Below are 22,891 nucleotides of genomic sequence, written 5' to 3'. Positions count from 1 at the left end.
GGGGGACCCTGTGGGAGAGTAGGACGCCGCCGAACAATCATTGTGGGAATGCCCCGCACCAGGTATCTGGTGCGGGGCATTTCTGCGTTCAGGGGCAGATAGGCAGATGAGGCTCAAGGCATGCGTTACGAACTGATCATCTTCGACAACGACGGCGTACTCGTCGACAGCGAACCGATCTCCAACACCATTCTTGCCGCCTACCTCACCGAGCTGGGCCATCCCACCTCCTACGAGGACTCCCTGCGGGACTACATGGGCGCCGCAGTGCACCGGGTGCACGACCTGGTGCGGGAGCGGACCGGGCGGACTCTGCCCGCGGACTTCGACGATGTGCTGCACGCCCGCGTGTTCGCCGCTTTCGAGCGGGAGTTGCGCCCGGTGGACGGCGCTATCGCCGTCGTGGAGCAGCTGGCCGCCGACGGCGTGCCGTACTGCGTCGCCTCGTCCGGGAGCCATGAGCGCATCCGGGTGGGACACCGAAAGACCGGGCTGGACCGGCTGTTCGGGGACCGGATCATCTTCAGCGCCCAGGACGTCGGCCGGGGCAAGCCGGCGCCGGACCTTTTCCTGCACGCCGCCGAGAAGATGGGCGTCGCCCCCGAGCGCTGTGCCGTGGTGGAGGACAGCCCGCACGGGGTCACCGCCGCCAGGGCCGCCGGCATGGACGTGTACGCGTTCACGGCGATGACGCCCGCCGGGAAACTGCCCGGCGCCACCGGATACTTCGCCGGCATGGCCGAACTCCCCGGGCTGCTCGGCCGATCCGTTACCTGATCCGTCTACCCATGGGTAGCGCGGCGCCCTACGCTGTGCCGCCATGACGGATGCGCGGTTGCGGCACGGCCGGATCTCACTGGCGCTCGCCTTCTTCGTCCAGGGGGTGACATTCGCCCTGCTGGTCACCCGTATCCCCGCCATCCAGGCCCGTTACGGGATATCCGACGGACTGCTCCCCGCGTTCCTCGCCGCCGTACCGGTCCTGGCAGGCGTCGGCAGTGTCGCCACCGAGAAGCTGGTCGCGCGGGTACGGCCGGGGACGCTGCTGCGCTGGGCCCAACCCGTCGTCCTGCTGGCCCTCCTGGGCGTCGGAGCCGGCGACGAGGTCGGGCAGCTCGGAGTCTCGCTGGCCGCGTTCGGGCTGGCCGTCGGGGTGCTCGACGCGTCCATGAACATGCTCGGGGTGAGTCTCCAGCGCGCGTACGGACGCAGCATCATCCTGGGGTTCCACGCGGTGTACAGCCTCGGCGGAATCGTCGGAGCCTCGCTCGCCTGGGCCGGCGCGCACTGGCGGCTGCCGCTGCTGATGGCGTATCTCCCCGTGGTGGCCGTGCTGTTGCCGGCCGCACTGCTGGGCAGCCGCTGGTACGCGGACTCCGCGCGGCGGGGCGGCGGCGGTGCGGGGCAGCAGGCGGGCAGGGGCGGGGCCGCGAGCGCGGGCACCCCGGTGGCCTTCCGGCTGCTGCTGCCGCTCTGTCTCGTCATGGCCTTCGCCTATATAGGTGACTCCACGGTCTCGAACTGGAGCGCCAAATATCTTCAGGACGTCCTCGGCGGCTCCGAGGAGCTGGCGACCGTCCCGTACAACGCCTACATGGTGACCACGCTGCTGGGGCGCGCGGTCGGGGACCTCGGGGTGCGGCGCTTCGGGCCCGTGGCGGTGGTGCGATGCGGGTCGGTGCTGGCCGGGGCGGGGTTCGCCGTGGTGGCGGCGGCCTCGGGACCCTGGGTGGGCATCCTCGGGTTCACCATGCTGGGGCTCGGGTTGTGTGTGATGGTGCCGCAGACCTTCGCCGCCGCCGGGCGGCTCGCGGAGGAACGGAACAGCCCCGGCGGCAGCGACGCCTCGGTGGCCCGGCTCAATGTCTTCAACTACGTGGGATTCCTGGTCGGATCGCCGCTCGTGGGGGCGCTCGGGGACGCCTGGAGCTACCGGGGCGCCATGCTCGTACCGATGGCGATGGTCCTGGTGACCCTCGTGTACGCCCGCTCGTTCGGGGCGGAGTCCGACCGATACGGTGGCGGGCATGAGCGGCCACGCGCGGTTGATGTGGGATGAAGCGGTCACGGGATACGACTTCGGCCCGGACCATCCGATGGACCCGGTGCGGCTGTCGCTGACCAGATCGCTGGTACGGGCCTGCGGGCTCGACGCGGCGGTCGACGTGGTCGCGGCGCCGCCCGCCGGGGACTCGACGCTGCGGCTGGTGCACCATCAGGACTATGTGGACGCGGTGCGCCGCGCGTCGCTCGATCCGCGTGGCGCCGACACATCGTACGGGCTGGGCACAGTGGACGATCCGGCCTTCGCGGGGATGCACGAGGCGTCGGCGCTGATCGCCGGGCAGTCGGTCGGCGCGGCCGAGGCCGTGTGGCGCGGGGAGTGCGCCCACGCGGTGAACTTCGCGGGCGGACTGCACCACGCCATGCCGGGCGCCGCCTCCGGCTTCTGCGTCTACAACGACGCGGCTCTCGCCGTCGCCCGGCTGCTGGAGCTGGGCGCGGAGCGCGTCGCCTACGTCGACGTGGACGTGCACCACGGGGACGGCGTCCAGGCGGCGTTCTGGGAGGATCCGCGCGTACTGACGGTCTCGCTGCACGAACACCCCCGCACGCTCTTCCCGGGGACCGGCCGGCCCGAGGAGACCGGCGCCGGTGCGGGCGAGGGCAGCGCGGTGAATGTGGCGCTGCCGGCCGGGACCGGGGACGAGGGGTGGCTCCGGGCGTTCCACGCGGTGGTGCCCGAACTGCTGGCGGACTTCCGGCCGCAGGTGCTGGTGTCGCAGCATGGGGCGGACACCCATTTCGAGGACCCGCTGGCGCACCTGGCGGTATCGCTCGACGCGCAGCGCGCCGCGCAGAACGCCTGCCACGACCTGGCCCACGCGTACGTGGACGGCGGGCGGTGGGTCGCGCTCGGCGGGGGCGGGTACGCGGTGGTGGACGTGGTGCCGCGCTCCTGGACGCATCTGGTGGGGATCGCGGCGCACGCGCCGGTCGACCCCGAGTCGCTGGTGCCGGCCGACTGGCGGGACGAGGTGTACGCGCGGACGCGGCAGTTGGGGCCCGGGCGGATGACGGACGGGCGGACGCCCGGCTGGGAGCCGTGGGAGGCCGGTTACGATCCGGCGGACCGGCTGGACCAGGCGGTGCTGGCGACGCGGAAGGCCGTGTTTCCGCTGCGCGGGCTGCTCGCGTAGTTCCGTATCCGCCCGGCACCGTCCGTGCCTTCCGGGGCACTCCGCGTTCCGTCACGTTCATTACGCCAACTGTGCGGTCCGTCCGGTGTTCCCGCCCCGCGCCGGGGCCCGAAGGGCAGCATCGGCGGGGTGTTGAGCAAAGAAGCCCTGCGGGCGCATCTCCTGGCGGCCGGGCTGGCCGGTTCCGTGGCCACTTCGCGCGAGCGGAGTCTGCGCAGTTACCGTCTTTTCGCCGTGCGCGATCCCCGCGTGACGCTCGGAATCGATCCAGAATGGGCATGGAACGAGCAGGACTTGCTCCGTCTCATGGCCGACAAGTGCGGGGTTTCCGACGATTCCGGTCAGGTGTCCGGGCCCGACACCATCGATCCCGAGCGGACGCTGACCGCGCTGGACGCCTTCGCCGAACGGCTGCGGGCGGCGGCCGCGCACCGTGCTCCGGTGCTGTTCGGGACGGGGCATCCGCACCGGCTGCTCGGGTTCTACGCGGGGCTGGCAGACGCTTTGTCGGCGGCGGGGTGCCTCGTCCTCACTCCCGCGCAGGGCCGATGTATCGACATAACGACCCGGTTCGGGGTACGTACGTGCCAGCTTGACTACGTACGGGGAGTCGCGCTGGTGCGGGAACCCGGCGCACGGGACCAGTGGAGTGGCACCGGCGCACACACCCACTCGCCGCTGCCGGTCCGGGTGGTTCTGGACGCTCTGGCACAGGCCGGCGGGCCCCTCCCCGAGCTGGTCGTCGGGGACCACGGATGGGTCTGCGGGGCTGGTCAGCTGGGCATTGAGGCCATCGGTCCGGCCGATACGGACGACCCCGCGCTGTTCGTCGGCGAGGCCGAGGGCCGGGTGTCCGTGGCCGTGCCGCTCGACGATGCCGCGCGCTCCGACTCCTACCTGCCGCTCACGCGCTATGTACTCAATCGGGCGTGTCTGTCACAGTAAACGGCCGGAGGCTGCTCCTCTTCCCCACTCGTACCACCCGCCCCTAGTCTGGGTTGTGAGCGCACAGCGACGAAGAGTTACCGGAGGGGAAGCCGGTGACCGTCGGGTGCGGAAGGTACAGGTGGATCATGGTTGCTGGCGAGAGGCCTCTCAACGAGGTCAAGTTCCTTACCGTGGCGGAAGTCGCCTCGGTGATGCGAGTGTCGAAGATGACCGTGTACCGCTTGGTGCACAGCGGTCATCTGCCGGCGATCCGGGTGGGCAGGTCATTCCGGGTCCCGGAGCAAGCGGTTCACGAGTACCTCCGCGAGTCCTTTGTGGGGGTCGAGTCGGCCTAGGAGTTCCCTCGGATTACGTCCCTCACTCGGCGGCGGGTAGGCTAGGCCGACGTAGGTCGTGTGGGCCCAGACGCCCCGCACCGAGTGAAGAGAAGTGAGCGAGGGTAGTCGTGGGCTCTGTTATCAAGAAGCGGCGTAAGCGGATGGCCAAGAAGAAGCACCGCAAGCTGCTCAAGCGCACCCGCGTTCAGCGTCGCAACAAGAAGTAGGCGGCAGCTGTTCGTGCATCAGAGGCCCTTCCACCGATTCCGGTGGGAGGGCCTCAGTGCTGTCGTACCCGAAGCGCTACGGTGACGCGTACGGAGTCCTTTTCGGGAGCCAGAGGAAGGCGCTGATCTTGGGCAAGGTCGTGCTCGTGACCGGAGCGGCCCGGCAGCTCGGAGGCCGTTTCGTACGGCGCGTCCAGCGCGAACCCGGGGTGGACCGGGTGATCGCGGTGGACGCTGTCCCTCCCGGGCATCCGCTGGACGACGCGGAATTCGTCCGCGCGGACATCCGCCGGCCCGCCATCGCGCGGGTGCTGGCCGAGTTCGGTGTCGACACGGTCGTGCACCTGGACGTCACCGGGATGCCGCTGGGCTCCGGTGGCCGGGCCGCGGTCAAGGAGACCAACGTCATCGGCACCATGCAGCTGCTCGGCGCGTGCCAGAAGTCGCCGACGGTCGGACGGCTGGTGGTGAAGTCCACCACGAGCGTCTACGGCGCCGCGCCCCGCGACCCGGCGGTCTTCACCGAGAACACCCCGCCCAAATCACTGCCGAGCGGCGGCTTCGCCAAGGACGCGGTGGAGGTCGAGGGGTACGTACGCGGATTCGCGCGGCGCAGGCCCGATGTCGCGGTCTGTGTGCTGCGCTTCGCCAATATCCTCGGCCCCGCGGCGGACACCCCGCTCGCCGACTACTTCTCGCTGTCCGTGCTGCCGACGGTGCTCGGCTACGACCCCAGGCTCCAGTTCGTCCACGAGGACGATGTCCTCGACGTGCTGAGGATCGCCTCGGACGGGCCGAGGCGGGGCACGCTCAACAGCGGCACGTTCAATATCGCCGGTGACGGGGTGCTGCTGCTCTCGCAGTGCGCACGGCGGCTGGGGCGGCCCACGGTGCCCGTCGTGCTGCCCGCCGTCACCTGGGTCGGTTCGGCGCTCCGGGCGGTGGGCGTGACGGACTTCGCGCCGGAGCAGATCAGGCTGCTGACCCACGGCCGGGTGGTCAGTACGGATCAGATGCGCGAGACGCTGGGCTTCACGCCCTCGTACTCGACCGCCGAGGCGTTCGCGGACTTCGCGCGCGGCCGGGGCGCCGGCCTCGTACCGCCCGAGACCGCGGCGCGCACCGTCGACCGGCTCTCCCGTCTCGCCACCCTCGCCAGCAAGGAGCGCATCCGACATGGCTGACGCCAAGGTCCTCCCCTTCGGTGACGATCCGAGGCCCCGTCGCTCCGCCACCGGCGGCGCGGGACGCCGGCAGCACGCCAAGGACGCGGCGGTCGCCGCCAAGCGGTCGCCCGGGCGGCAGGGGGCCCCGCTGGCGCCCGTACCGGAGCCCGGGACCGCGGAGGCGCTGGACGCGGCGGAGGAGGCCGAGGGAGCGGCGGGCGCGGCGCCCGAGCGGCCCGGCGGCGGCGAGTGGGAGCGGCGGATCGCGGGCGGGCTGGCGTTTTTGCGCCGGCGGGTCACGGGCGACTATCCGGTCGACGAGTTCGGCTACGACAAGGAGCTGACCGATCAGGTCCTGATGTCGCTGCTGCGACCGCTGTACGAGAAGTACTTCCGGGTCGAGGTGAAGGGCATCGAGAACATCCCGTCGGACGGCGGGGCGCTCGTCGTGGCCAACCACTCGGGGACGCTGCCGCTGGACGGGCTGATGATGCAGGTCGCCGTGCACGACAACCATCCGGCGGACCGGCATCTGCGGCTGCTGGCCGCCGATCTGGTGTTCATGCTGCCGGTGATCAATGAACTGGCGCGGAAGGCCGGGCACACCCTGGCGTGCGCGGAGGACGCGGAGCGGCTGCTGCGGCGTGGGGAGGTCGTCGGGGTGATGCCGGAGGGCTTCAAGGGGCTGGGCAAGCCGTTCGGCGAGCGCTACAAGCTCCAGCGCTTCGGCCGGGGCGGTTTCGTGTCGACGGCGTTGCAGGCGGGGGTGCCGATCGTGCCCTGCTCGATCGTGGGCGCCGAGGAGATCTATCCGATGGTCGGCGACGCGCGGACGCTGGCGCGGCTGCTGGGTGTGCCGTACTTCCCGCTCACGCCGACGTTTCCCTGGCTGGGGCCGCTGGGCATGGTGCCGCTGCCGACGAAGTGGACGATCCAGTTCGGGGAGCCGATTCCGACGGACGGGTATCCGCCGGAGGCGGCGGAGGATCCGATGCTGATGTTCAACCTGACGGATCAGGTGCGGGAGCAGATCCAGCACACGCTGTACAAGCTGCTCGTCCAGCGGCGGTCGGTGTTCTTCTGACGCTCGGCGCTCCTCCGGCGAGGTGCGGGTACGTCGCGAGGCGGGACCTCGCGTACGCGCGCGTGCGTGATCGCCGGACGGGGATGTGGCGGACCCGTCCGGCGATCATCGAGGTGGCTCGGTCCGCGATCAGTCCGTGTCTTCCGCCTTGATGCCCAGTCCCGGCAGGAGATCCGGCAGCAGCGGGGGGATGGTGACATTGGGCGCCGGACGCTCGTTGTTCTCCCTGCCGTTCTCCGACGGGTCCGGGGTGGCGTTGTTGGGCGGCGGGTCGAGCAGGCCGCCCGTACTGCCGCCGAGCAGCCCTTCCTCGGACGGGCTGCCGGAGTCCTGGCCCGACGGGTGGGGTTTGTCGCCGGTGCGCGAGCCCTGGTCGCCGTCCTCCTCGTTGCTGTGGGCCGGGGCCGACGGCGCGGCCGGGGGCTTCTCGGTACGGCTGGAGCCGCCGGTGTTCCCCGGGGAGCCCGGACGGGTGGTGCCCGGGCGTTTCTCGGGGGCTTTGGGCAGCAGTGATTTGAGTGGCGCGACCTCTTCGTCTATGGCGTCGAACACCGAGCTGACCTCGTCGCCCATGTCCGTGAGCTGGACGGGCAGCCGCTCGCGCAGCCCGTTCCACGCCTGGCGGTGCGAGGCGGAGAACGAGGAGAGGGTCGCGATCGGGCCGATGGAGCCGTCCCGTTCGTACGCCTGATGGAGCAGGCGGTGGCCCTCGGCCGCGTCGTGTTTCATCCCGCTCAGCGTGCGCCTGATCTCGGCGAGCGACTCGTGGTCGAGCGGCCCGGAACGGCCGCGCTCCATGAGCCGGCGCGCTTCGCTCAGCCGGGTCGAGGCGTGGTCGAGATACAGCTCGCCGCGGGCGGACTCGTCGCCCGCCATGTTGAGCTTGATGTCTTCCATGCCGCGCTTCAGCCCGTACAGCGAATCACCGGGCAGGGCGTCGGAACTGGCAGCGGCCACCCCGCCGAAGGCTCCCGCCGCCACACCCACCGTGAGACCGCCGGCCGCGAGGCCCTTGGTCCATCGGGATCTCGGGCGCAGCTTGCGGAGCCGGGAGGCCCGGTGCGCGCCCCGCCCGGAGGTCCGCTGCTCGGGCACCGTGGGTCCCGGGGACACCTCCCCGGTGGCCGTGCCCTCTTGCAGCATGGCCTCCATGGCTGCCACGAGCTGTGCTCGCTGCACCACTTTGACCTCGGGATCAAGCGTGGGTCTCGGCAGTTCGCCGAGACCTTGTGCCAGGGCCAACAGCCGCCCCTGTTCAGCCGGTTCGGCCGACTCGGCGGGCTGGTCCCCCGCCGCTCCCTGGACCGTCTGGTCTTCCAGGGACTGGGCGAAGGCGTTCGCCCGCCGGTGCCCCGAAACGTTCGCGATCACTGGCGGCACCTCCTCTCGTCATGACGATCGACTCCCCTGGGGGTCCGGAAGGTTGCACGCCTTGAGCGCCTCCACACGAACGAGTGAGTGGCCGCGGGCATGGCGTGACCGCAGGGAGCCTGCATCCCGCACAACGAGCGGCGCGGCACATGGGTTACGCACGGAGGATGATCGGACCAGGGCGTCATCGAGGCGTCACCGACTGTGAGTTGGGTTCCTGGTGGGGCGGGTGGAGCGGACGGGCCGTGGGAGCGCCGGTGGGTTCGGCGGCATCCACGGTGTCCGCGGGGGCTCGATGACGCGGCGTCGGGGGCACGGCGTCCGGTGGCGCTGAGGGACGCCACCGGTCAGCGGGCGTCCTCCGGGAGCAGCCGGGCCAGGGTGCGTACGGCCCGGTACTGCAAGGTCTTGATCGCTCCTTCGTTCTTGCCCATGACCCGGGCGGTCTCGGCGACCGAGAGGCCCTGGAGGAAGCGCAGTGTGACGCACTCCTGCTGCTGGGGGTTGAGTTTCCGTACGGCTTCGAGCAGCGCCGCGTTGGAGAGGGACTCCAGGACGGAGTCCTCCGGGCTGCGCTCGACCTCGTTGGCGTCGAGCATTTCGCCCGTGGTCACTTCGAGACGGAACCGGCTCGACTTGAAGTGGTCGGCGACCAGGTTCCGGGCGATGGTGACCAGCCAGGCGCCGAAATCACGGCCCTGATAGGTGAACGTGGAGATCCGGCGCAGGGCGCGCAGGAATGTCTCGCTGGTGAGGTCCTCCGCGGTCGCCTTCCCGCCGACGCGGTAGTAGATGTAGCGGTAGACGGTGTCGCTGTACTGGTCGTACAGCCGGCCGAAGGCTTCGGCCTCACCGGCTTGGGCGCGCTCGACGAGTTCCATCATGCGGGCGCTGTCGCTGTCGGCGGCCGGCCGGCGGGCGGTGGTCGAGGCGGTGGTGCTGCTGCGGCTTCCCCGTCTGCCGACTGCCGCACCACCGTTCGCCAGGGCATAACAAGGACCGATAGGGCCGCTCACGGCAGGGGCCGGTGCGGCGAGGGCGGGGACGGCGTACGCGGTGGGGACGAAGCCGCGCAAGTGGTCGAGGACCGTTGCGCGCAGCGTAGCCAGGCCCGAGGCGTCAACCCCGACGTGTGGGTACACGGGACTCCCAGAGGCAGAGCTTCCATCACGTGCAGTGCGGGACCGTTCACCCGTCGTAGCGACGGGTGGGGTCCGGTATGCGTCTGAGGAGAATAACGCTTCGTACAGGCAGCGCTACACCCAGTTGCTCAAATCATCGATTACGTCGCTTCCGTGACGCCTATGCGGCGTATCTAGTCGCACTTCGTGACCGATTAATGATCGGATTGAGTCAAGATCTGCTTGCTCTCGTGATGGGTTGTGTCTGAGTGACGACGGCGCGGCCTCCGCGGCTAGAACGCCGGGCTTGGTCACGGGCATATGTGCGTACGCGCATATGTGCGGCTTGTCGCCTTACGGGGCTTTTTCTGGCGCCGCGCGAGGGGGCGACACGCCCGACACGCCCGGTCTGTCCTGGCGCGACCGGGCGCGGCCCCGTCCGGGGTGGACGGAGCCGCGGGAAGGGAGTGCCGGCTTCGGCGTGGCGCGCCCCCGGGGAGCGCTCCGGAGAGCGTTTCGGGCGGGGTCGGAAAGGTGTGCCGGGCGCGCGGTGGGGTCAGCGGCGGCGGCGGTGCAGGGCGACCGCGGCGGCCGTGCCGCCCGCGATGGCGCCGACTCCCGCGGCGGCGGGGATGCCGACCTTGGCGGCCTTGCGGCCGGTCCGGTAGTCGCGCAGTCGCCATTCCAGCCGGCGGGCGTGCTTGCGCAGCTTGGTGTCGGGGTTGATGGCGTACGGGTGTCCCACGAGCGAGAGCATCGGGATGTCGTTGTGCGAGTCGCTGTAGGCCGCGCAGCGGTCCAGGTCGAAGCCCTCGGTGGCGGCCAGGGCGCGGACGGCCTCGGCCTTCGCGGGGCCGTGCAGCGGTTCGCCGACGAGTTTGCCCGTGTAGACGCCGTCGACCGACTCGGCGACGGTCCCGAGGGCGCCGGTCAGGCCGAGCCTGCGGGCGATGATCGTGGCGGTCTCGATGGGGGCGGCCGTCACCAGCCAGACCTGCTGGCCGGCGTCCAGGTGGGCCTGGGCGAGGGCACGGGTGCCCGGCCAGATGCGGTCGGCCATGTATTCGTCGTAGATCTCCTCGCCGATGGACATCAGCTCGGAGACGCGGTGGCCCTTGACGATGGACAGGGCGCTGTCGCGGGCGTCCTGCATGTGCTCGGGGTCCTCGACCCCGGCCAGCCGGAACCACGCCTGCTGCCAGGCGAACCGGGCCAGCTCCCGCCGCTGGAAGAACTTCCGCTTGTACAGACCCCGGCCGAAGTGGAAGATCGAGGCGCCCTGCATCACGGTGTTGTCGAGATCGAAGAACGCGGCGGCGCGGTCGTCCCCGAGGACGGGGAAGTCCGGCACCTCGTGGGCGCCCGTAGCGGCGTTCCCGTGCGGGTCGGGCGATTCCGGTGATTCCTGCGTGGACTTCAGTCCCGCCTCGGCTGCGGCCTCGCCCGCGAGCACGCTCCGTGCTGTGGCGGGGCGCCTACGAGGGGTGAGCCATCCCAGTGCGGCCATATGGCGAGCATAGCCAGTTCGTTCAACGTCCACGGACGTGTGGGGCCGCGGCGGGGTGAACGCTCAGCGGCCGATGTGTAAATCCGGCGATCATGCGGATGGGGTCCCGCTGTGGACAACCGGCGGCCCGCCGGGGCGCGCGGGCGGAGAATGGCCCGCATGAGTCCTTTGCTGCGGCGTACGAAGAAGAAGGCGGGCGAGCGGGTGGTGACACTTGTCTCGAAGCCGGGGTGTCATCTGTGCGACGACGCGCGGGCGGTGGTCGCGGAAGTGTGCGAACAGACCGGAGCATCTTGGGAGGAAAAGGATATTTCTCAGGACGAGGCGCTGCACCGGGCGTACTGGGAGCAGATTCCGGTGGTCCTGATCGACGGTGAGCAGCACACGTTCTGGCGCGTGGACGCCGATCGGCTCCGTGGGGAACTGGGGGGCTGACGGGAAAGACGGTTACCATCGTGGGCGCTTTGCCGGGTTTTCTCCGGTGATCAAGCTCCCCGTCGCGAACGCGGCGCGAGGGTCGTCGCCGGTGGGCCGGGGTCGGTCCCGGGCAGGGCGCGCGGAGCGGTCCCGGGGGCGTAGTCGTGAGGAGTGTGTACGGTTTTGCCCCCTTCGTGTGTGCAACGGACTGAAGCGGTCGGCGGTTCCGTGATGGCCGGATCAGAACGCGTGACCCCGGTCACTTTGCTCGGACAAAGCGGACACCATCTTTGTGCACGCGTTCACAAAGACATAGCCTGCATTCGACGGGGCGGTCCTGGGACATACGGCCGCCTACAGCCCCGCTCGTCCCGCAGGAGCACCGTGGCAACTGGCCGAACTCACCGACCGGCGACCCGTAGCCGAGGAATCCCCGAGGCCACCGTCGCCCGGCTTCCGCTGTATCTGCGGGCGCTGACCGCTCTGTCCGAGCGTTCCGTGCCCACGGTTTCCTCCGAGGAACTCGCGACGGCCGCCGGAGTCAACTCCGCGAAGCTGCGCAAGGACTTCTCCTATCTCGGCTCCTACGGGACCCGCGGGGTGGGCTACGACGTCGAGTACCTCGTCTACCAGATCTCCCGTGAGCTGGGCCTGACGCAGGACTGGCCGGTCGTGATCGTCGGTATCGGTAATCTCGGCGCCGCGCTCTCCAACTACGGAGGGTTCGCCTCCCGTGGCTTCCGGGTCGCCGCGCTGATCGACGCCGACCCCGCGATGGCCGGGCGGCCCGTCGCCGGCATGCCCGTCCAGCACATGGACGACCTGGAGCGGATCATCAGCGACAACGGCGTCTCGATCGGGGTCATCACCACCCCCGCAGGCGCCGCCCAGCAGGTGTGCGAGCGGCTGGTCGCCGCCGGGGTCACCTCGATCCTCAACTTCGCGCCGACCGTACTGTCCGTGCCCGAGGGCGTGGACGTGCGCAAGGTCGATCTCTCCATCGAACTCCAGATCCTCGCCTTCCACGAGCAGCGCAAGGCCGGCGAGGGAGCCGCCGCGGCCGAGGCTGCGCTGCCGCCCGCGGCGCGCGAGAGCGCGGCGGACGGTACGAGCACCGCTTCGGGGACCTCGGCCGGTGCGGTGAACACCACCTCGGCGAACACCACGCCCGCCGACCGGAAGGGACCCGAAGGGGACGTCCCCGCGGTGATGCCGGCATGAGCCTCCTGGTCGTCGGAGTGAGCCACCGCAGCGCGCCCGTGAGCGTGCTGGAGCGCGTGTCGCTGCCCACCGACTCGCAGATCAAGCTGTTGCGGGACACGCTCGCCGCCGAACCCGCCACCGAGGCGGCGGTCCTGGCGACGTGCAACCGCACAGAGCTGTACGCCGACGTCGACAAGTTCCACGCCGGGGTCGCCGAGCTGTCCACCCTCCTCGCCCTGCACAGTGGCGTCGGCCTGGACGAGCTGACCCCCTATCTCTATGTGCACTACGAGGACCGGGCCGTCCACCACCTCTTCTCGGTGGCCTGCGGGCTGGACTCGATGGTCGTCGGCGAGGGGCAGATCCTCGGACAGATCAAGGACGCGCTGGCGCTCGGCCAGGAGCTGCACACCGCGGGCCGGCTGCTCAACGACCTCTTCCAGCAGGCGCTGCGCGTCGGCAAGCGCGCCCACAGCGAGACCGGCATCGACCGCGCCGGACAGTCCCTGGTCACCTTCGGGCTGGAGCAGCTCGCCGCCGGCACCGCCGTCGAAGCCTGGGCCAAGGGCAGGAGCGCGCTGGTCATCGGCGCCGGCTCGATGTCCTCGCTGGCCGCCGCCACGCTCGCGCGGATCGGCGTCGAGGAGATCGTCGTCGCCAACCGCACGCCCGCGCGCGCCGACCGGCTCGTACAGATCCTGAACCAGCCGGGACCGGCCCGGGTGAGCGCGCGTGCCGTCGGCATGAGCGACCTCGGCGCCGAGCTGACCCACGCGGACATCGTCGTGTCCTGTACCGGCTCGACCGGCCTGGTGCTGAGCGCCGCCGCCGTCGAGGCGGGGCTGCACGGCCGCAGGACCCCGCAGGCCCTGCTCGACCTGGCCATGCCGCGCGACATCGACGCCGCCGTGCACCGGCTGGGCGGGGTCCGGTTCGTGGACATCGAGTCGCTGGCCGAGGCGTCCGCCGACGCGCCGATGGCCACCGACGTCGACCAGGTCCGCACCATCGTCTCCGACGAGGTGGCGGCCTTCGGTGCCGCCCAGCGCGCCGCTCACATCACCCCGACCGTGGTCGCGCTGCGCGCCATGGCCGCCGAGGTGGTCAGCAGCGAGGTCGCGCGCCTCGAAGGCAGGCTCCCCGATCTCGACGAGAAGCAGCGCGCGGAGGTCACCAGGACCGTGCGCCGCGTCGTCGACAAGCTCCTGCACGCGCCCACCGTGCGGGTCAAGCAGCTGGCCAGCGAACCCGGCGGCGCCGGATACGCGGACGCGCTGCGTGAACTCTTCGACCTCGACCCGCAGACGGTCGCCGCCGTCAGCCGGGCCGACCTGAATGACACCGACGGTGTAGGCAGAGGGCGAGTATGACCGAGAAGGCACTGGGGCCACTGAGGCTCGGCACCAGGCGCAGCAAGCTGGCCATGGCCCAGTCCGGGCAGGTGGCGCGTGCGGTGAGTGAGCTGACCGGCCGCCCCGTCGAGCTGATCGAGATCACCACGTACGGAGACACCTCCCGCGAGCATCTCGCGCGGATCGGTGGCACCGGGGTCTTCGTGACCGCGCTGCGCGACGCGCTGCTCGGCGGGGAGGTCGACTTCGCGGTGCACTCCCTGAAGGACCTGCCGACCACGCAGCCCGACGATCTGACGCTGGCCGCCGTACCGCCGCGCGAGGACCCCCGGGACGCGCTGGTCGCGCGCGACGGGCTGACCTTCGAGGCGCTGCCCGCCGGCGCCCGCGTCGGTACGGGGTCGCCGCGCCGGATGGCGCAGCTCAACGCGTACGCCCGCAACCGCGGGCTGACCATCGAAACCGTACCGATCCGCGGGAACATCGACACGCGCATCGGCTACGTCCGCAGCGGGGAACTCGACGCCGTCGTGCTCGCCGCCGCCGGGCTCCACCGCATCGGCAGGACGGACGAGGTGACCGAGTTCCTGTCGGTCGACGCCGTGCTGCCCGCCCCCGGCCAGGGGGCGCTGGCTGTCGAGTGCGCCGCGGTCAACGTGGACCTCGCCGCTGTGCTCGCGGAACTCGACGACCCGTACACCCGGGCCGCCGTGACCGCCGAGCGTTCCCTGCTCGCCGCCCTGGAGGCCGGTTGCAGCGCACCTGTGGGTGCGCTGGCCGACCTGCTGGCCGACGGACAGGTTGTCAACGAAATGCGCCTGCGTGGCGTCGTCGGCACGACCGACGGCTCGACGCTGGTGCAGCTGTCCACCACCGGTCCCGTACCCACGTCGCACAGCGACGCGTCCGCGCTCGGTCGCGAACTCGCGTCCGAGATGCTCGCCAAGGGTGCGGCCGGTCTTATGGGGGAGCGAGCACTTTGAGCCCCACCACCTCTGACCTTCCGGCCTGCTCCGCATCGGGGCATGTCACCTTCCTGGGTGCCGGACCCGGAGATCCGGGTCTGCTGACACTCCGCGCCGTCGAGGCGCTCGCGGGGGCTGACGTACTGATCGCCGAGCCGGATGTGCTCGACGTCGTACGCAGCCATGCGAGGGCGGGAGTAAGCACCCCTGCGCTGACGGTTGTTGACGATGTGTCAGCAGCCGCCGGGATCCCCGCGATCCGGGATGCGGCCAATATTGTCATGGAGGCCGCGCGGGGCGGCAGGCGGGTGGTCCGTGCGGTCGCGGGCGATCCGGGCCTCGACGGTGACGCGGGCACGGAGATGCTCGCCTGCGCCACCGCCGGCATTCCCTTCGAGGTCGTCCCCGGCATCGCCGCCGCGGTCGGTGTACCGGCCTACGCCGGGGTGCCGCTGCGCGATGCGCGGGGCGCGGACGTACGGTTCGTCGACGCCAGGACGGCCGGCGAGCGCTGCTGGTCCGAGCTGGGCGTCAGTGACGGCACGGTGGTGGTCTCCGCCACGCTGGAGACGGTCGCCGCCGCCGCCGGTGAGCTGGTCGCGGCCGGCCGCAAGCCGGACACCCCGATGACCGTCACCGTCGCCGGCACCACCACCCGCCAGCGCACGTGGAACGCGACACTCGGCACCATCGCGCAGATCTTCAAGCAGACGAAGGTCCTGCCCTCCCCTGAGGGGCACCGGCCGGTGATAGCCGTGGTCGGTGAGCGCAGCGCGGCCGCACAGCGCGACCAGCTCGCGTGGTTCGAGTCCAAGCCGCTGTTCGGCTGGAAGGTTCTCGTACCGCGCACCAAGGAGCAGGCCGCGTCGCTCTCCGACCAGCTCAGGTCGTACGGCGCGGTCCCGCAGGAGGTGCCGACGATCGCGGTCGAGCCGCCGCGCACGCCCCAGCAGATGGAGCGCGCGGTCAAGGGCCTGGTCACCGGGCGCTACGAGTGGATCGCCTTCACCTCGGTCAACGCGGTGAAGGCGGTGCGGGAGAAGTTCGAGGAGTACGGGCTCGACGCGCGCGCCTTCGCCGGGATCAAGGTCGCCGCCGTGGGCGAGCAGACCGCCGCCTCGCTCGTCGACTTCGGGGTCAAGCCCGACCTCGTACCGTCGGGCGAGCAGTCCGCCGCCGGGCTGCTGGAGGACTGGCCGCCCTACGACCCGGTCTTCGACCCGATCGACCGGGTGTTCCTGCCGCGTGCCGACATCGCCACCGAGACACTGGTGGCGGGCCTGATCGAGCTGGGCTGGGAGGTCGACGACGTCACCGCCTACCGCACCGTGCGCGCCTCGCCGCCGCCCGCCGAGACCCGTGAGGCGATCAAGGGCGGCGGGTTCGACGCGGTCCTCTTCACCTCGTCCTCGACCGTGCGCAACCTGGTCGGTATCGCGGGCAAGCCGCACAATGTCACGGTGATCGCGTGTATCGGCCCGGCGACGGCGAAGACCGCCGAGGAACACGGCCTGCGGGTCGATGTCCTGTCGCCCGAGCCGTCCGTGCACAAGCTGACGGAGGCGCTGGCGGAATTCGGCGCGCAGCGCCGGGAGGCGGCGAAGGAGGCCGGGGAAACGGTCACTCGCCCGAGCGAGCGGCGCCCCGGCAGCAGGAGACGGCGGACGACGACCTGAACGGCCGCAGTCGGTTACGTGAGGTGACCAGAGGTGCCGAGAGGGGTTCTGCCGTGAGGAAAGCGGCGGGGCCCCTCTCGCGTTTGCCGGTCCCGGTGTCGGCAAGCGCAGGGTGCGGCCGGGGCTATCGTCGAAGGATGACTGTGTACGGATCCTTCCCCGGCGCGCGCCCCCGGCGGCTGCGGGTCAACCCGGTGATGCGACGCATGGTGGCCGAGACCCGGCTGCACCCGGCGGATCTCATCCTCCCCGCCTTCGTACGGGAGGGGATCAGCGCGCCCGTCCCGATCTCCTCGATGCCCGGCGTCGTCCAGCACACCCTGGACACACTGCGCAAGGCGGCGGCGGAGGCGGTCGCGGCCGGGGTGTCCGGGATCATGCTCTTCGGCGTTCCCGAGGAGGACAAGAAGGACGCGACGGGGTCGGCCGGCACGGACCCGGAGGGCATCCTCCAGGCCGGTATCCGCGCGGTGCGGGAAGAGGTCGGCGACGAGCTGCTCGTCATGTCCGACCTGTGCCTGGACGAGTTCACCGACCACGGCCACTGCGGTGTGCTGGATGCCGGGGGCCGGGTCGACAACGACGCGACGCTGGAGCGGTACGCGGAGATGGCCCAGGTCCAGGCCGACGCGGGCGCCCATGTGGTCGGCCCCAGCGGCATGATGGACGGCCAGGTCGGTGTGGTCCGCGACGCGCTCGACACGATCGGCAAGGAGGACGTGTCGATCCTCGCGTACACCGCGAAGTACTCGTCCGCCTTCTACGGCCCCTTCCGTGAGGCCGTCGGATCCTCGCTCAGGGGCGACCGCAAGACGTACCAGCAGGACCCGGCGAACGTCCGCGAGTCGCTGCGCGAGCTGGCGCTCGACCTGGCGGAGGGCGCCGACATGGTGATGGTCAAGCCGGCGCTGCCCTACCTCGACATCCTGGCGCGCATCGCCGCCGAGACGGACGTGCCGGTGGCGGCGTACCAGATCTCCGGCGAGTACGCGATGGTCGAGGCGGCGGCCGAGAAGGGCTGGATCGACCGGGACGCGGCGATCCTGGAGACCCTGACGGGCATCAAGCGCGCGGGCGCGAACATGATCCTCACGTACTGGGCGACGGAGGCCGCGCGGCGGCTGTGAGGCGGCTGTGAGCCGGGCGTCCGGCTGCCGGACGAGGCGGAGTGCCGGAGCCGCCGGAGTGCTCGGGGCGTTCGAAACTCCGGGGACCTCTACGGACACTGCGGGGATCTGCGGGGATCTGTGCGGATCTGCGGGGTCCACGGGAATCTCCGAGCCGTTCCTTGCCCCGGCCGGTCGCCGTGTCCGTCGGGGCAAGGACACCCTGAGAGCGGGCTGCTCGGTGAGATCTCATGTGTCCGTCAGATCAGTTGGCGTCGGGGGTGGCCGCGGCAGCGGTCGTGTACCAGCTGGTGACGGCGGCCTCGTCGACCTCGTAGGACCCGGGGAGGTCGAGGGCGGCGGTGTGGGAGTCCTTGGCGTCCACGGTGAGGTCCACCTGCTTGAACGCCGGGCCGCCTTCGGCCCTGGTGGTGTTGGGGATGAGGGTGGCGTAGGCGACGGTGGAGCCGGACAGCTCGATGAACTCGTCGGCCGGCGTCTTCATCAGGTCCGCCGGGTAGGGCGTGGTCTTCTCGGCGGAGCTGAAGAGGACCAGGGGCGCGCTGCCGGCCAGCTGGCAGGTGATGCCCGACTGCGCCTTGGCGGTGACGAGGAGGTAGCCGGCGGCGTCCGACTTGGTGATCGCGAAGTCCAGGTCGTTGGTCCCGCAGGTCTGCCCGACGCCCTCCTCCTTGCCGGTGCCGGTGCCGGTGCCCTTGTCGGAGGAGCCGTCGGAGCTGCCGGAGCCACCCGTGGCCGAGGTCGAGGGGTTCGTGCTGCCCCCGGCCGCGAGGTCGTCGTCGTCACAGGCGGTGAGGCCGGCGGCGAGTGCCGTCGTGGCGGCGACAGCCAGGATGACGCGGGTGGAACGGGCGGCAAGACGCGAACGCATGGGAATCTCCGTCGACTCGTTGGTTACGGTGTGTCGTGCTGACATCAGCAACCTTACGGTCGGGCAGTTCATGGAATGATCTCGCGAATGTCCGGGTTCTGTCCCGTCACCTCGGGCCTCCGTAACGGCAGTTGGCCCGCGTGCGGGCCCCTCGTGGACGGCGGCGTCCACCCGGGCCGGTCACCGCGTTCGGGTCACCGCGCGCCACCGGCCGCGCCCGCCCCGTACCGCCACACGTCCCGCATCAGGGCGGGCGGCTTCGGGCCGGTCATGGCCACCTGGCTCAGCAGGATCGTGACCGCGCCGGTGGACGGGGTGAGGTGCAGGGCGGTCCCCGTGCCGCCGACCCAGCCGTAGCGCCCGCGTACGTTCCAGGGCGAGGTCTCCGCCACGTCCACCGAGCCGCCGAAGCCCCACCCCTGCCCCTCCGTGAACAGCCCGCTCGCCTCGCGCTGCGCCGGGGTGAGGTGGTCGGTGGTCATCCGGGCGACCGACTCGGGCGTCAGCAGCGTACGGCCGCCGGCGCGGCCCCCGGCGAGCAGCATCCGCGCGAAGGCGTACAGGTCGTCGGCGGTCGACACCAGCCCGCCCGCGCCGGACGGGAACGACGGCGGACTGCTCCACTGCCCGTCCGGGGCGTCGAGCAGGTCGAGACCGTCGTCGCCGCGCTTGTAGAAGCCGGTGAAGCGGTCGAGTTCCGTGGCCGGCACGGCGAAGCCGGTATCCGTCATGGCGAGCGGTTCGAACACCCGCTCCGCCAGGAACTCCGGCAGCGGACGGTCCGCGACCCGGGCGATCAGCACCCCCTGGATGTCGGAGCACGTGTTGTAGAGCCACATCTCGCCCGGCTGGTGCAGCATCGGAATCCGGGACAGCCTGGCCATCCACGTGTCGGGCGCCACCGCGTGCTGCGGCTCCGGCGCCCCCTGGGCCAGCTCCTCGGCGAGGAGCGTGACCGCGGGGAGCGAGAAGTCGGAGGGGAAGCCGTACCCGGCGCGGAAGGTGAGCAGGTCGAAGACGGTGATCGGCGCCGTGGCCGGTACCACGTCGTCCACCGGGCTCCCCGGCGTACGGACCACATGCGGCGCGGCCAGCTCCGGCAGCCACGGGGCGACCGGGTCGTGCAGCCCGATCAGCCCGTCCTCGATCAGCATCAGGAGAGCGGCGGCGGTGACGGGCTTGGTGACCGAGGCGATACGGAAGATCGAATCGCGGGCCATCGGAACGCCCCCGGCCGTATCGACGGAACCGACCACCGCCACTTCCGGTTCGCGCCCGTCACCGCGCGCCACGAGGGCGACCGCTCCCGGTACGGATCCGCTGTTGACATGGGGATCGAGGACGTCGATCAGGCTCTTGTCGGTCATACGGTCCACCTTCTCCGGGACGCGGTCGAAAGGAAGACCTCCGACACGGCCCGAAATCATCGGGAGCGGCGGTGTGCGACCGGGAGCGACCGGGAGCGGTCGGCTGCGAGCGGGCGGCCGGAGGGGCGCGGGGCCCGCCGGGTCAGGCCGTGGTGGGCCTCACCTCCCCGGACAGAGGCAGCCCGAGCCGCGCCACGGCCCGGGCGACCAGACGGGACATCTGGGTGGCGCCGTTCTGCTGGAAATGGGTGTCGTCGGAGACGCCGTCGGGGAAGTTGGGGTACTGCCCCGGGCTCAGCCACAGGAAGATCTGCTTGGCCGCCTCGGGCCCGATCCCGTTCAGGTACGTGCGGCTGAGCGTCGACAGATCGACCAGCGGGGCGCCCTCCTCGGCGGCCACGGCCCTGGCGGCGTCCACGTACGCCGGGAACGAGACGTTGAACTGGCCGGTGGACGCGTTGTACGAACGCCGCGACACCGGAGTCACCACCACCGGGGTCGCGCCTCGGGCGCGGGTGGCGCGGATGTAGTCGTCGCGCAGGTATTCCTTGTAGTCGGCGGGCGGGGTGTAGCGCTCGGCATTGGTGGTCGTCGCGTCGTTGTGGCCGAACTGCACGAAGAGGTAGTCGCCCGCCCTGATCACCTGATGGATCGCGGCCAGCCGCCCCTGCTCGATGAACGAGCGCGAACTGCGTCCGCCGATGGCGTGGTTGGCGACCGTGATGCTCGACGTGAAGAACGGCGGCAGCGTCTGGCCCCAGCCGGCCTGCGGGTAGTAGCCGGAGTTGTAGGTCTGCGCGGTGGAGTCGCTCGCGATGTACAGCGTGGCGGCGGCGCGGGTGTCCGCGCGTGCGGCCGTCGTCGCGGCGGCGGAGAGGCCGAAGGCGGCGGCGGTGGCGGTGGTACCGGCGAGGAAGCCTCTGCGGCTGAGGGGGGACATCCGGAACTCCTGACGAGGATGGGGGGAGGGGTGGGGTGGAGCCGTCGTCAGTCGGATGTCGCCGCCGGAGCGGGAAAGGTTGCGGCAAACGGGCGGGCGAGTAGGCGCGGCGGGGCGCTCGGACAGCGCTCCGCCCCCGCGGTCACCCATCAGGCGACCACGGGGGCGGAGACGGCGCCGCGCGGCGGGCTACAGGCGCTCGGGCGCCCGGATGCCCAGCAGCGCCAGCCCCTGCTTCAGCGTGCGGGCCGTGAGGTCGCAGAGGAAGAGGCGGTTCTCGACGACCTCGGCCGGGTTGTCGTCGCTCAGCACGTGGCACTGGTCGTAGAAGGTCGTGTAGAGCGAGGCCAGTTGGTAGATGTACGCGGCCAGCTTGTGCGGCTCGTACCCCGCCGCCGCCTCCGCCAGGACCTCGCCGAACTGGTCCAGGTGCAGGCCGAGCGCCCGCTCCGCCGGGGCCAGGGCCAGCTCCGGGTGGGCCGCCGGGGTGGCGTCGCCCGCCTTGCGCAGGATGGACTGGATACGGGCGTACGCGTACTGGATGTACACCGACGTGTCGCCGTGCAGCGAGACCATCTGGTCCAGGTCGAACTTGTAGTCACGGGCCGCCGAGGTCGACAGGTCGGCGTACTTCACCGCGCCGATGCCCACCTGCCTGCCGCGCTCGGCGATCTCGTCCTCGCTGAGGCCGGCCTTGCCGGACTTCTCCCGTACGACCGCCGTCGCCCGCTCCACGGCCTCGTCCAGCAGATCCACCAGCCGGACCGTCTCGCCCTCACGGGTCTTGAACGGCTTGCCGTCCTTGCCCAGCACCGTGCCGAACGCGAGCTGGACGGCCCGGACCTCCTCGCTCAGCCAGCCGGCCCGGCGGGCGGTCTCGAAGACCATCTTGAAGTGCAGGGACTGCCGGGCGTCGACCACGTACAGCAGGTCGGTCGCGGACAGCCTCCCCACCCGGTCGCGGATGGCGGAGAGGTCGGTGGCCGCGTAGCCGTAGCCGCCGTTGGTCTTCTTCACGATGAGCGGGACGGGGTTGCCGTCCGGGCCCTTCACGTCGTCGAAGAAGACGCACAGCGCGCCCTCGGAGCGGACGGCGACGCCCGACTCCTCCAGCAGCCGGCAGGTCTCCTCCAGCATGTCGTTGTAGCCGGACTCGCCCACGACGTCGGGGTCGTGGATCTCCATGTCCAGCTGGTCGAAGACCGAGTAGAAGTAGATCTTCGACTCGTCGACGAACTTCTGCCAGAGGGCGAGGGTCTCCTTGTCGCCCGCCTGGAGCGCCACCACCCGGTCCCGCGAGCGCGTCTTGAACTCCTCGTCGGAGTCGAAGAGGGCGCGTGACGCCTTGTAGAGCCGGTTGAGGTTGGACATCGCGGTCTCGCCGTCGATGTCCTGGCCGCCGGTCCCCTCGGAGCCGCCCTTGTGGTCCAGCTCGTGCGGGTGCTCGATCAGGTACTGGATGAGCATGCCGAACTGGGTGCCCCAGTCGCCGATGTGGTGGCGCCTGATCACCTTCTCGCCCGTGAACTCCAGCATCTCGACCATGGCAGCGCCGATCACGGCGGACCGCAGATGCCCGACGTGCATCTCCTTGGCCACGTTCGGCTGCGCGTAGTCGATGACCGTGGTGCCGGGCCGCTGCGCGTACGGGACGCCGAGCCGGTCGCCGTCCGCCGCCCGGGCCGCCAGGGTCTCGGTGATCGCCCGGTCGGTGAGCGTGATGTTGAGGAAGCCGGGGCCCGAGACCTCGACGTCCTCGATCAGCCCGGGGGCCGTCAGCTCCGCGACGACCCGGGTCGCCAGCTCGCGCGGATTGCCCTTGAGCTGCTTGGCGAGCGCCAGGATGCCGTTGGCCTGGAAGTCCGCCCGGTCGCTTCGGCGCAGCAGCGGACTCGCGGAACCGGCCTCCGGCAGGGCTGCCGAGAGGGCGTCCGCGATGCGCTGATCGACGGTCGAAGCGAGGGAAGTGACCGGGGCCATGGGCTGGTGCCGTTCCTGTCGGTGGTGGTGGGGAATCGGGTCCAGTATCCCA

21 protein-coding genes are annotated in these 22,891 nt (G+C 71.0%); 14 read left to right on the top strand and 7 right to left on the bottom strand.

All coding sequences use genetic code 11. The features are described from left to right. Positions 1-120: 120 nt before the first annotated feature. From ACFY6S_RS30355 to ACFY6S_RS30320, 8 genes are all read left to right on the top strand, one after another. The gene (locus ACFY6S_RS30355) at positions 121-777 is read left to right on the top strand and encodes an HAD family hydrolase (RefSeq protein ID WP_388828546.1); all 657 of its coding nucleotides are present in this window, start codon (positions 121-123) and stop codon (positions 775-777) included. A gap of 43 nt (positions 778-820) precedes the next feature. Then, positions 821-2,059 carry an MFS transporter gene (locus ACFY6S_RS30350; RefSeq protein WP_388828543.1) on the top strand — a complete coding sequence of 413 codons (1,239 nt, stop codon included), beginning with the start codon at positions 821-823 and terminating at the stop codon, positions 2,057-2,059. Beyond that, positions 2,028-3,200 carry an acetoin utilization protein AcuC gene (locus ACFY6S_RS30345; protein ID WP_388828540.1) on the top strand — a complete coding sequence of 391 codons (1,173 nt, stop codon included), beginning with the start codon at positions 2,028-2,030 and terminating at the stop codon, positions 3,198-3,200. The genes ACFY6S_RS30350 and ACFY6S_RS30345 overlap by 32 nt, the downstream gene beginning before the upstream one ends. Before the next feature lie 129 nt (positions 3,201-3,329). Next, positions 3,330-4,145 carry a phosphatase gene (locus tag ACFY6S_RS30340; RefSeq protein WP_388828537.1) on the top strand — a complete coding sequence of 272 codons (816 nt, stop codon included), beginning with the start codon at positions 3,330-3,332 and terminating at the stop codon, positions 4,143-4,145. Positions 4,146-4,273: 128 nt separating this feature from the next. Next, a complete protein-coding gene (locus ACFY6S_RS30335) occupies positions 4,274-4,483 on the top strand; it encodes a helix-turn-helix domain-containing protein (protein WP_158575903.1) in 210 nt (69 codons plus the stop codon). Positions 4,484-4,593: 110 nt separating this feature from the next. Next, a complete protein-coding gene (locus ACFY6S_RS30330; RefSeq protein ID WP_003948845.1) occupies positions 4,594-4,692 on the top strand; it encodes a 30S ribosomal protein bS22 in 99 nt (32 codons plus the stop codon). A gap of 128 nt (positions 4,693-4,820) precedes the next feature. Further along, on the top strand, positions 4,821-5,876 hold the full coding sequence (locus tag ACFY6S_RS30325; protein ID WP_388828601.1) for an NAD-dependent epimerase/dehydratase family protein: 1,056 nt from the start codon (positions 4,821-4,823) through the stop codon (positions 5,874-5,876). Next, positions 5,869-6,942: a lysophospholipid acyltransferase family protein gene (locus tag ACFY6S_RS30320; RefSeq protein ID WP_388828534.1), complete on the top strand. Its 1,074-nt coding sequence runs from the start codon at positions 5,869-5,871 to the stop codon at positions 6,940-6,942. The genes ACFY6S_RS30325 and ACFY6S_RS30320 overlap by 8 nt, the downstream gene beginning before the upstream one ends. A 129-nt stretch (positions 6,943-7,071) precedes the next feature. Here ACFY6S_RS30320 and ACFY6S_RS30315 read toward each other — a convergent pair whose 3' ends face one another. The 3 genes from ACFY6S_RS30315 to ACFY6S_RS30305 all read right to left on the bottom strand — a co-directional run bounded on the left by ACFY6S_RS30315 (position 7,072) and on the right by ACFY6S_RS30305 (position 10,941). Continuing rightward, positions 7,072-8,313 carry a DUF5667 domain-containing protein gene (locus ACFY6S_RS30315; protein WP_388828531.1) on the bottom strand — a complete coding sequence of 414 codons (1,242 nt, stop codon included), beginning with the start codon at positions 8,311-8,313 and terminating at the stop codon, positions 7,072-7,074. 347 nt (positions 8,314-8,660) lie between these two features. Continuing rightward, a complete protein-coding gene (locus ACFY6S_RS30310; RefSeq protein WP_388828528.1) occupies positions 8,661-9,455 on the bottom strand; it encodes an ECF subfamily RNA polymerase sigma factor, BldN family in 795 nt (264 codons plus the stop codon). 535 nt (positions 9,456-9,990) lie between these two features. After that, positions 9,991-10,941, bottom strand: a complete 951-nt coding sequence (locus ACFY6S_RS30305) for an HAD family hydrolase (protein WP_388828525.1) — start codon at positions 10,939-10,941, stop codon at positions 9,991-9,993. A gap of 159 nt (positions 10,942-11,100) precedes the next feature. Between ACFY6S_RS30305 and ACFY6S_RS30300 the strand changes: the two genes are divergently transcribed. From ACFY6S_RS30300 to hemB, 6 genes are all read left to right on the top strand, one after another. After that, the gene (locus ACFY6S_RS30300; protein ID WP_388828523.1) at positions 11,101-11,376 is read left to right on the top strand and encodes a glutaredoxin family protein; all 276 of its coding nucleotides are present in this window, start codon (positions 11,101-11,103) and stop codon (positions 11,374-11,376) included. Between the two features lie 366 nt (positions 11,377-11,742). After that, entirely contained in the window at positions 11,743-12,579 is an 837-nt protein-coding gene (locus tag ACFY6S_RS30295; protein WP_388828520.1) for a redox-sensing transcriptional repressor Rex, read from the top strand. Continuing rightward, positions 12,576-13,931, top strand: coding sequence for a glutamyl-tRNA reductase (locus tag ACFY6S_RS30290; RefSeq protein WP_388828517.1), 1,356 nt, complete (start codon positions 12,576-12,578; stop codon positions 13,929-13,931). The genes ACFY6S_RS30295 and ACFY6S_RS30290 overlap by 4 nt, the downstream gene beginning before the upstream one ends. Further along, positions 13,928-14,896, top strand: coding sequence for a hydroxymethylbilane synthase (gene hemC, locus ACFY6S_RS30285; protein WP_388828514.1), 969 nt, complete (start codon positions 13,928-13,930; stop codon positions 14,894-14,896). The genes ACFY6S_RS30290 and hemC overlap by 4 nt, the downstream gene beginning before the upstream one ends. Then, positions 14,893-16,554 (top strand): uroporphyrinogen-III synthase, encoded by a 1,662-nt coding sequence (locus ACFY6S_RS30280; RefSeq protein ID WP_388828511.1) that lies wholly within the window; start codon positions 14,893-14,895, stop codon positions 16,552-16,554. The genes hemC and ACFY6S_RS30280 overlap by 4 nt, the downstream gene beginning before the upstream one ends. Before the next feature lie 137 nt (positions 16,555-16,691). Beyond that, complete coding sequence (hemB, locus tag ACFY6S_RS30275; protein ID WP_388828508.1) at positions 16,692-17,681, top strand: porphobilinogen synthase; 990 nt, start codon at positions 16,692-16,694, stop codon at positions 17,679-17,681. A gap of 244 nt (positions 17,682-17,925) precedes the next feature. Here the strand turns inward: hemB and ACFY6S_RS30270 are convergent, their stop codons facing one another. The 4 genes from ACFY6S_RS30270 to argS all read right to left on the bottom strand — a co-directional run bounded on the left by ACFY6S_RS30270 (position 17,926) and on the right by argS (position 22,839). Next, positions 17,926-18,552: a DUF4232 domain-containing protein gene (locus tag ACFY6S_RS30270; protein ID WP_388828505.1), complete on the bottom strand. Its 627-nt coding sequence runs from the start codon at positions 18,550-18,552 to the stop codon at positions 17,926-17,928. Positions 18,553-18,746: 194 nt separating this feature from the next. Continuing rightward, complete coding sequence (locus ACFY6S_RS30265; RefSeq protein ID WP_388828502.1) at positions 18,747-19,919, bottom strand: serine hydrolase domain-containing protein; 1,173 nt, start codon at positions 19,917-19,919, stop codon at positions 18,747-18,749. 142 nt (positions 19,920-20,061) lie between these two features. Further along, positions 20,062-20,859 carry a rhamnogalacturonan acetylesterase gene (locus ACFY6S_RS30260; RefSeq protein ID WP_388828499.1) on the bottom strand — a complete coding sequence of 266 codons (798 nt, stop codon included), beginning with the start codon at positions 20,857-20,859 and terminating at the stop codon, positions 20,062-20,064. 189 nt (positions 20,860-21,048) lie between these two features. Beyond that, on the bottom strand, positions 21,049-22,839 hold the full coding sequence (argS, locus tag ACFY6S_RS30255; protein WP_388828497.1) for an arginine--tRNA ligase: 1,791 nt from the start codon (positions 22,837-22,839) through the stop codon (positions 21,049-21,051). Between the last annotated feature and the right edge of the window lie 52 nt (positions 22,840-22,891).

The organism is Streptomyces sp. NPDC012835 (assembly GCF_042900885.1).
GTDB lineage: Bacteria > Actinomycetota > Actinomycetes > Streptomycetales > Streptomycetaceae > Streptomyces.
The sequence above is the reverse complement of the archived record's forward strand: the minus strand, read 5'-3'. Positions and strand labels throughout refer to the sequence as shown.

Bases quoted from the DNA above. Each gene is read 5' to 3' on its own strand.
- ACFY6S_RS30355 (WP_388828546.1), top strand. From the start codon at position 121: ATGCGTTACGAACTGATCATCTTCGACAACGACGGCGTACTCGTCGAC.
- ACFY6S_RS30350 (WP_388828543.1), top strand. From the start codon at position 821: ATGACGGATGCGCGGTTGCGGCACGGCCGGATCTCACTGGCGCTCGCC.
- ACFY6S_RS30345 (WP_388828540.1), top strand. From the start codon at position 2,028: ATGAGCGGCCACGCGCGGTTGATGTGGGATGAAGCGGTCACGGGATAC.
- ACFY6S_RS30335 (WP_158575903.1), top strand. From the start codon at position 4,274: ATGGTTGCTGGCGAGAGGCCTCTCAACGAGGTCAAGTTCCTTACCGTG.
- ACFY6S_RS30320 (WP_388828534.1), top strand. From the start codon at position 5,869: ATGGCTGACGCCAAGGTCCTCCCCTTCGGTGACGATCCGAGGCCCCGT.
- ACFY6S_RS30305 (WP_388828525.1), bottom strand. From the start codon at position 10,941: ATGGCCGCACTGGGATGGCTCACCCCTCGTAGGCGCCCCGCCACAGCA.
- ACFY6S_RS30300 (WP_388828523.1), top strand. From the start codon at position 11,101: ATGAGTCCTTTGCTGCGGCGTACGAAGAAGAAGGCGGGCGAGCGGGTG.
- ACFY6S_RS30290 (WP_388828517.1), top strand. From the start codon at position 12,576: ATGAGCCTCCTGGTCGTCGGAGTGAGCCACCGCAGCGCGCCCGTGAGC.
- hemC (WP_388828514.1), top strand. From the start codon at position 13,928: ATGACCGAGAAGGCACTGGGGCCACTGAGGCTCGGCACCAGGCGCAGC.
- hemB (WP_388828508.1), top strand. From the start codon at position 16,692: ATGACTGTGTACGGATCCTTCCCCGGCGCGCGCCCCCGGCGGCTGCGG.
- ACFY6S_RS30270 (WP_388828505.1), bottom strand. From the start codon at position 18,552: ATGCGTTCGCGTCTTGCCGCCCGTTCCACCCGCGTCATCCTGGCTGTC.
- ACFY6S_RS30265 (WP_388828502.1), bottom strand. From the start codon at position 19,919: ATGACCGACAAGAGCCTGATCGACGTCCTCGATCCCCATGTCAACAGC.
- ACFY6S_RS30260 (WP_388828499.1), bottom strand. From the start codon at position 20,859: ATGTCCCCCCTCAGCCGCAGAGGCTTCCTCGCCGGTACCACCGCCACC.
- argS (WP_388828497.1), bottom strand. From the start codon at position 22,839: ATGGCCCCGGTCACTTCCCTCGCTTCGACCGTCGATCAGCGCATCGCG.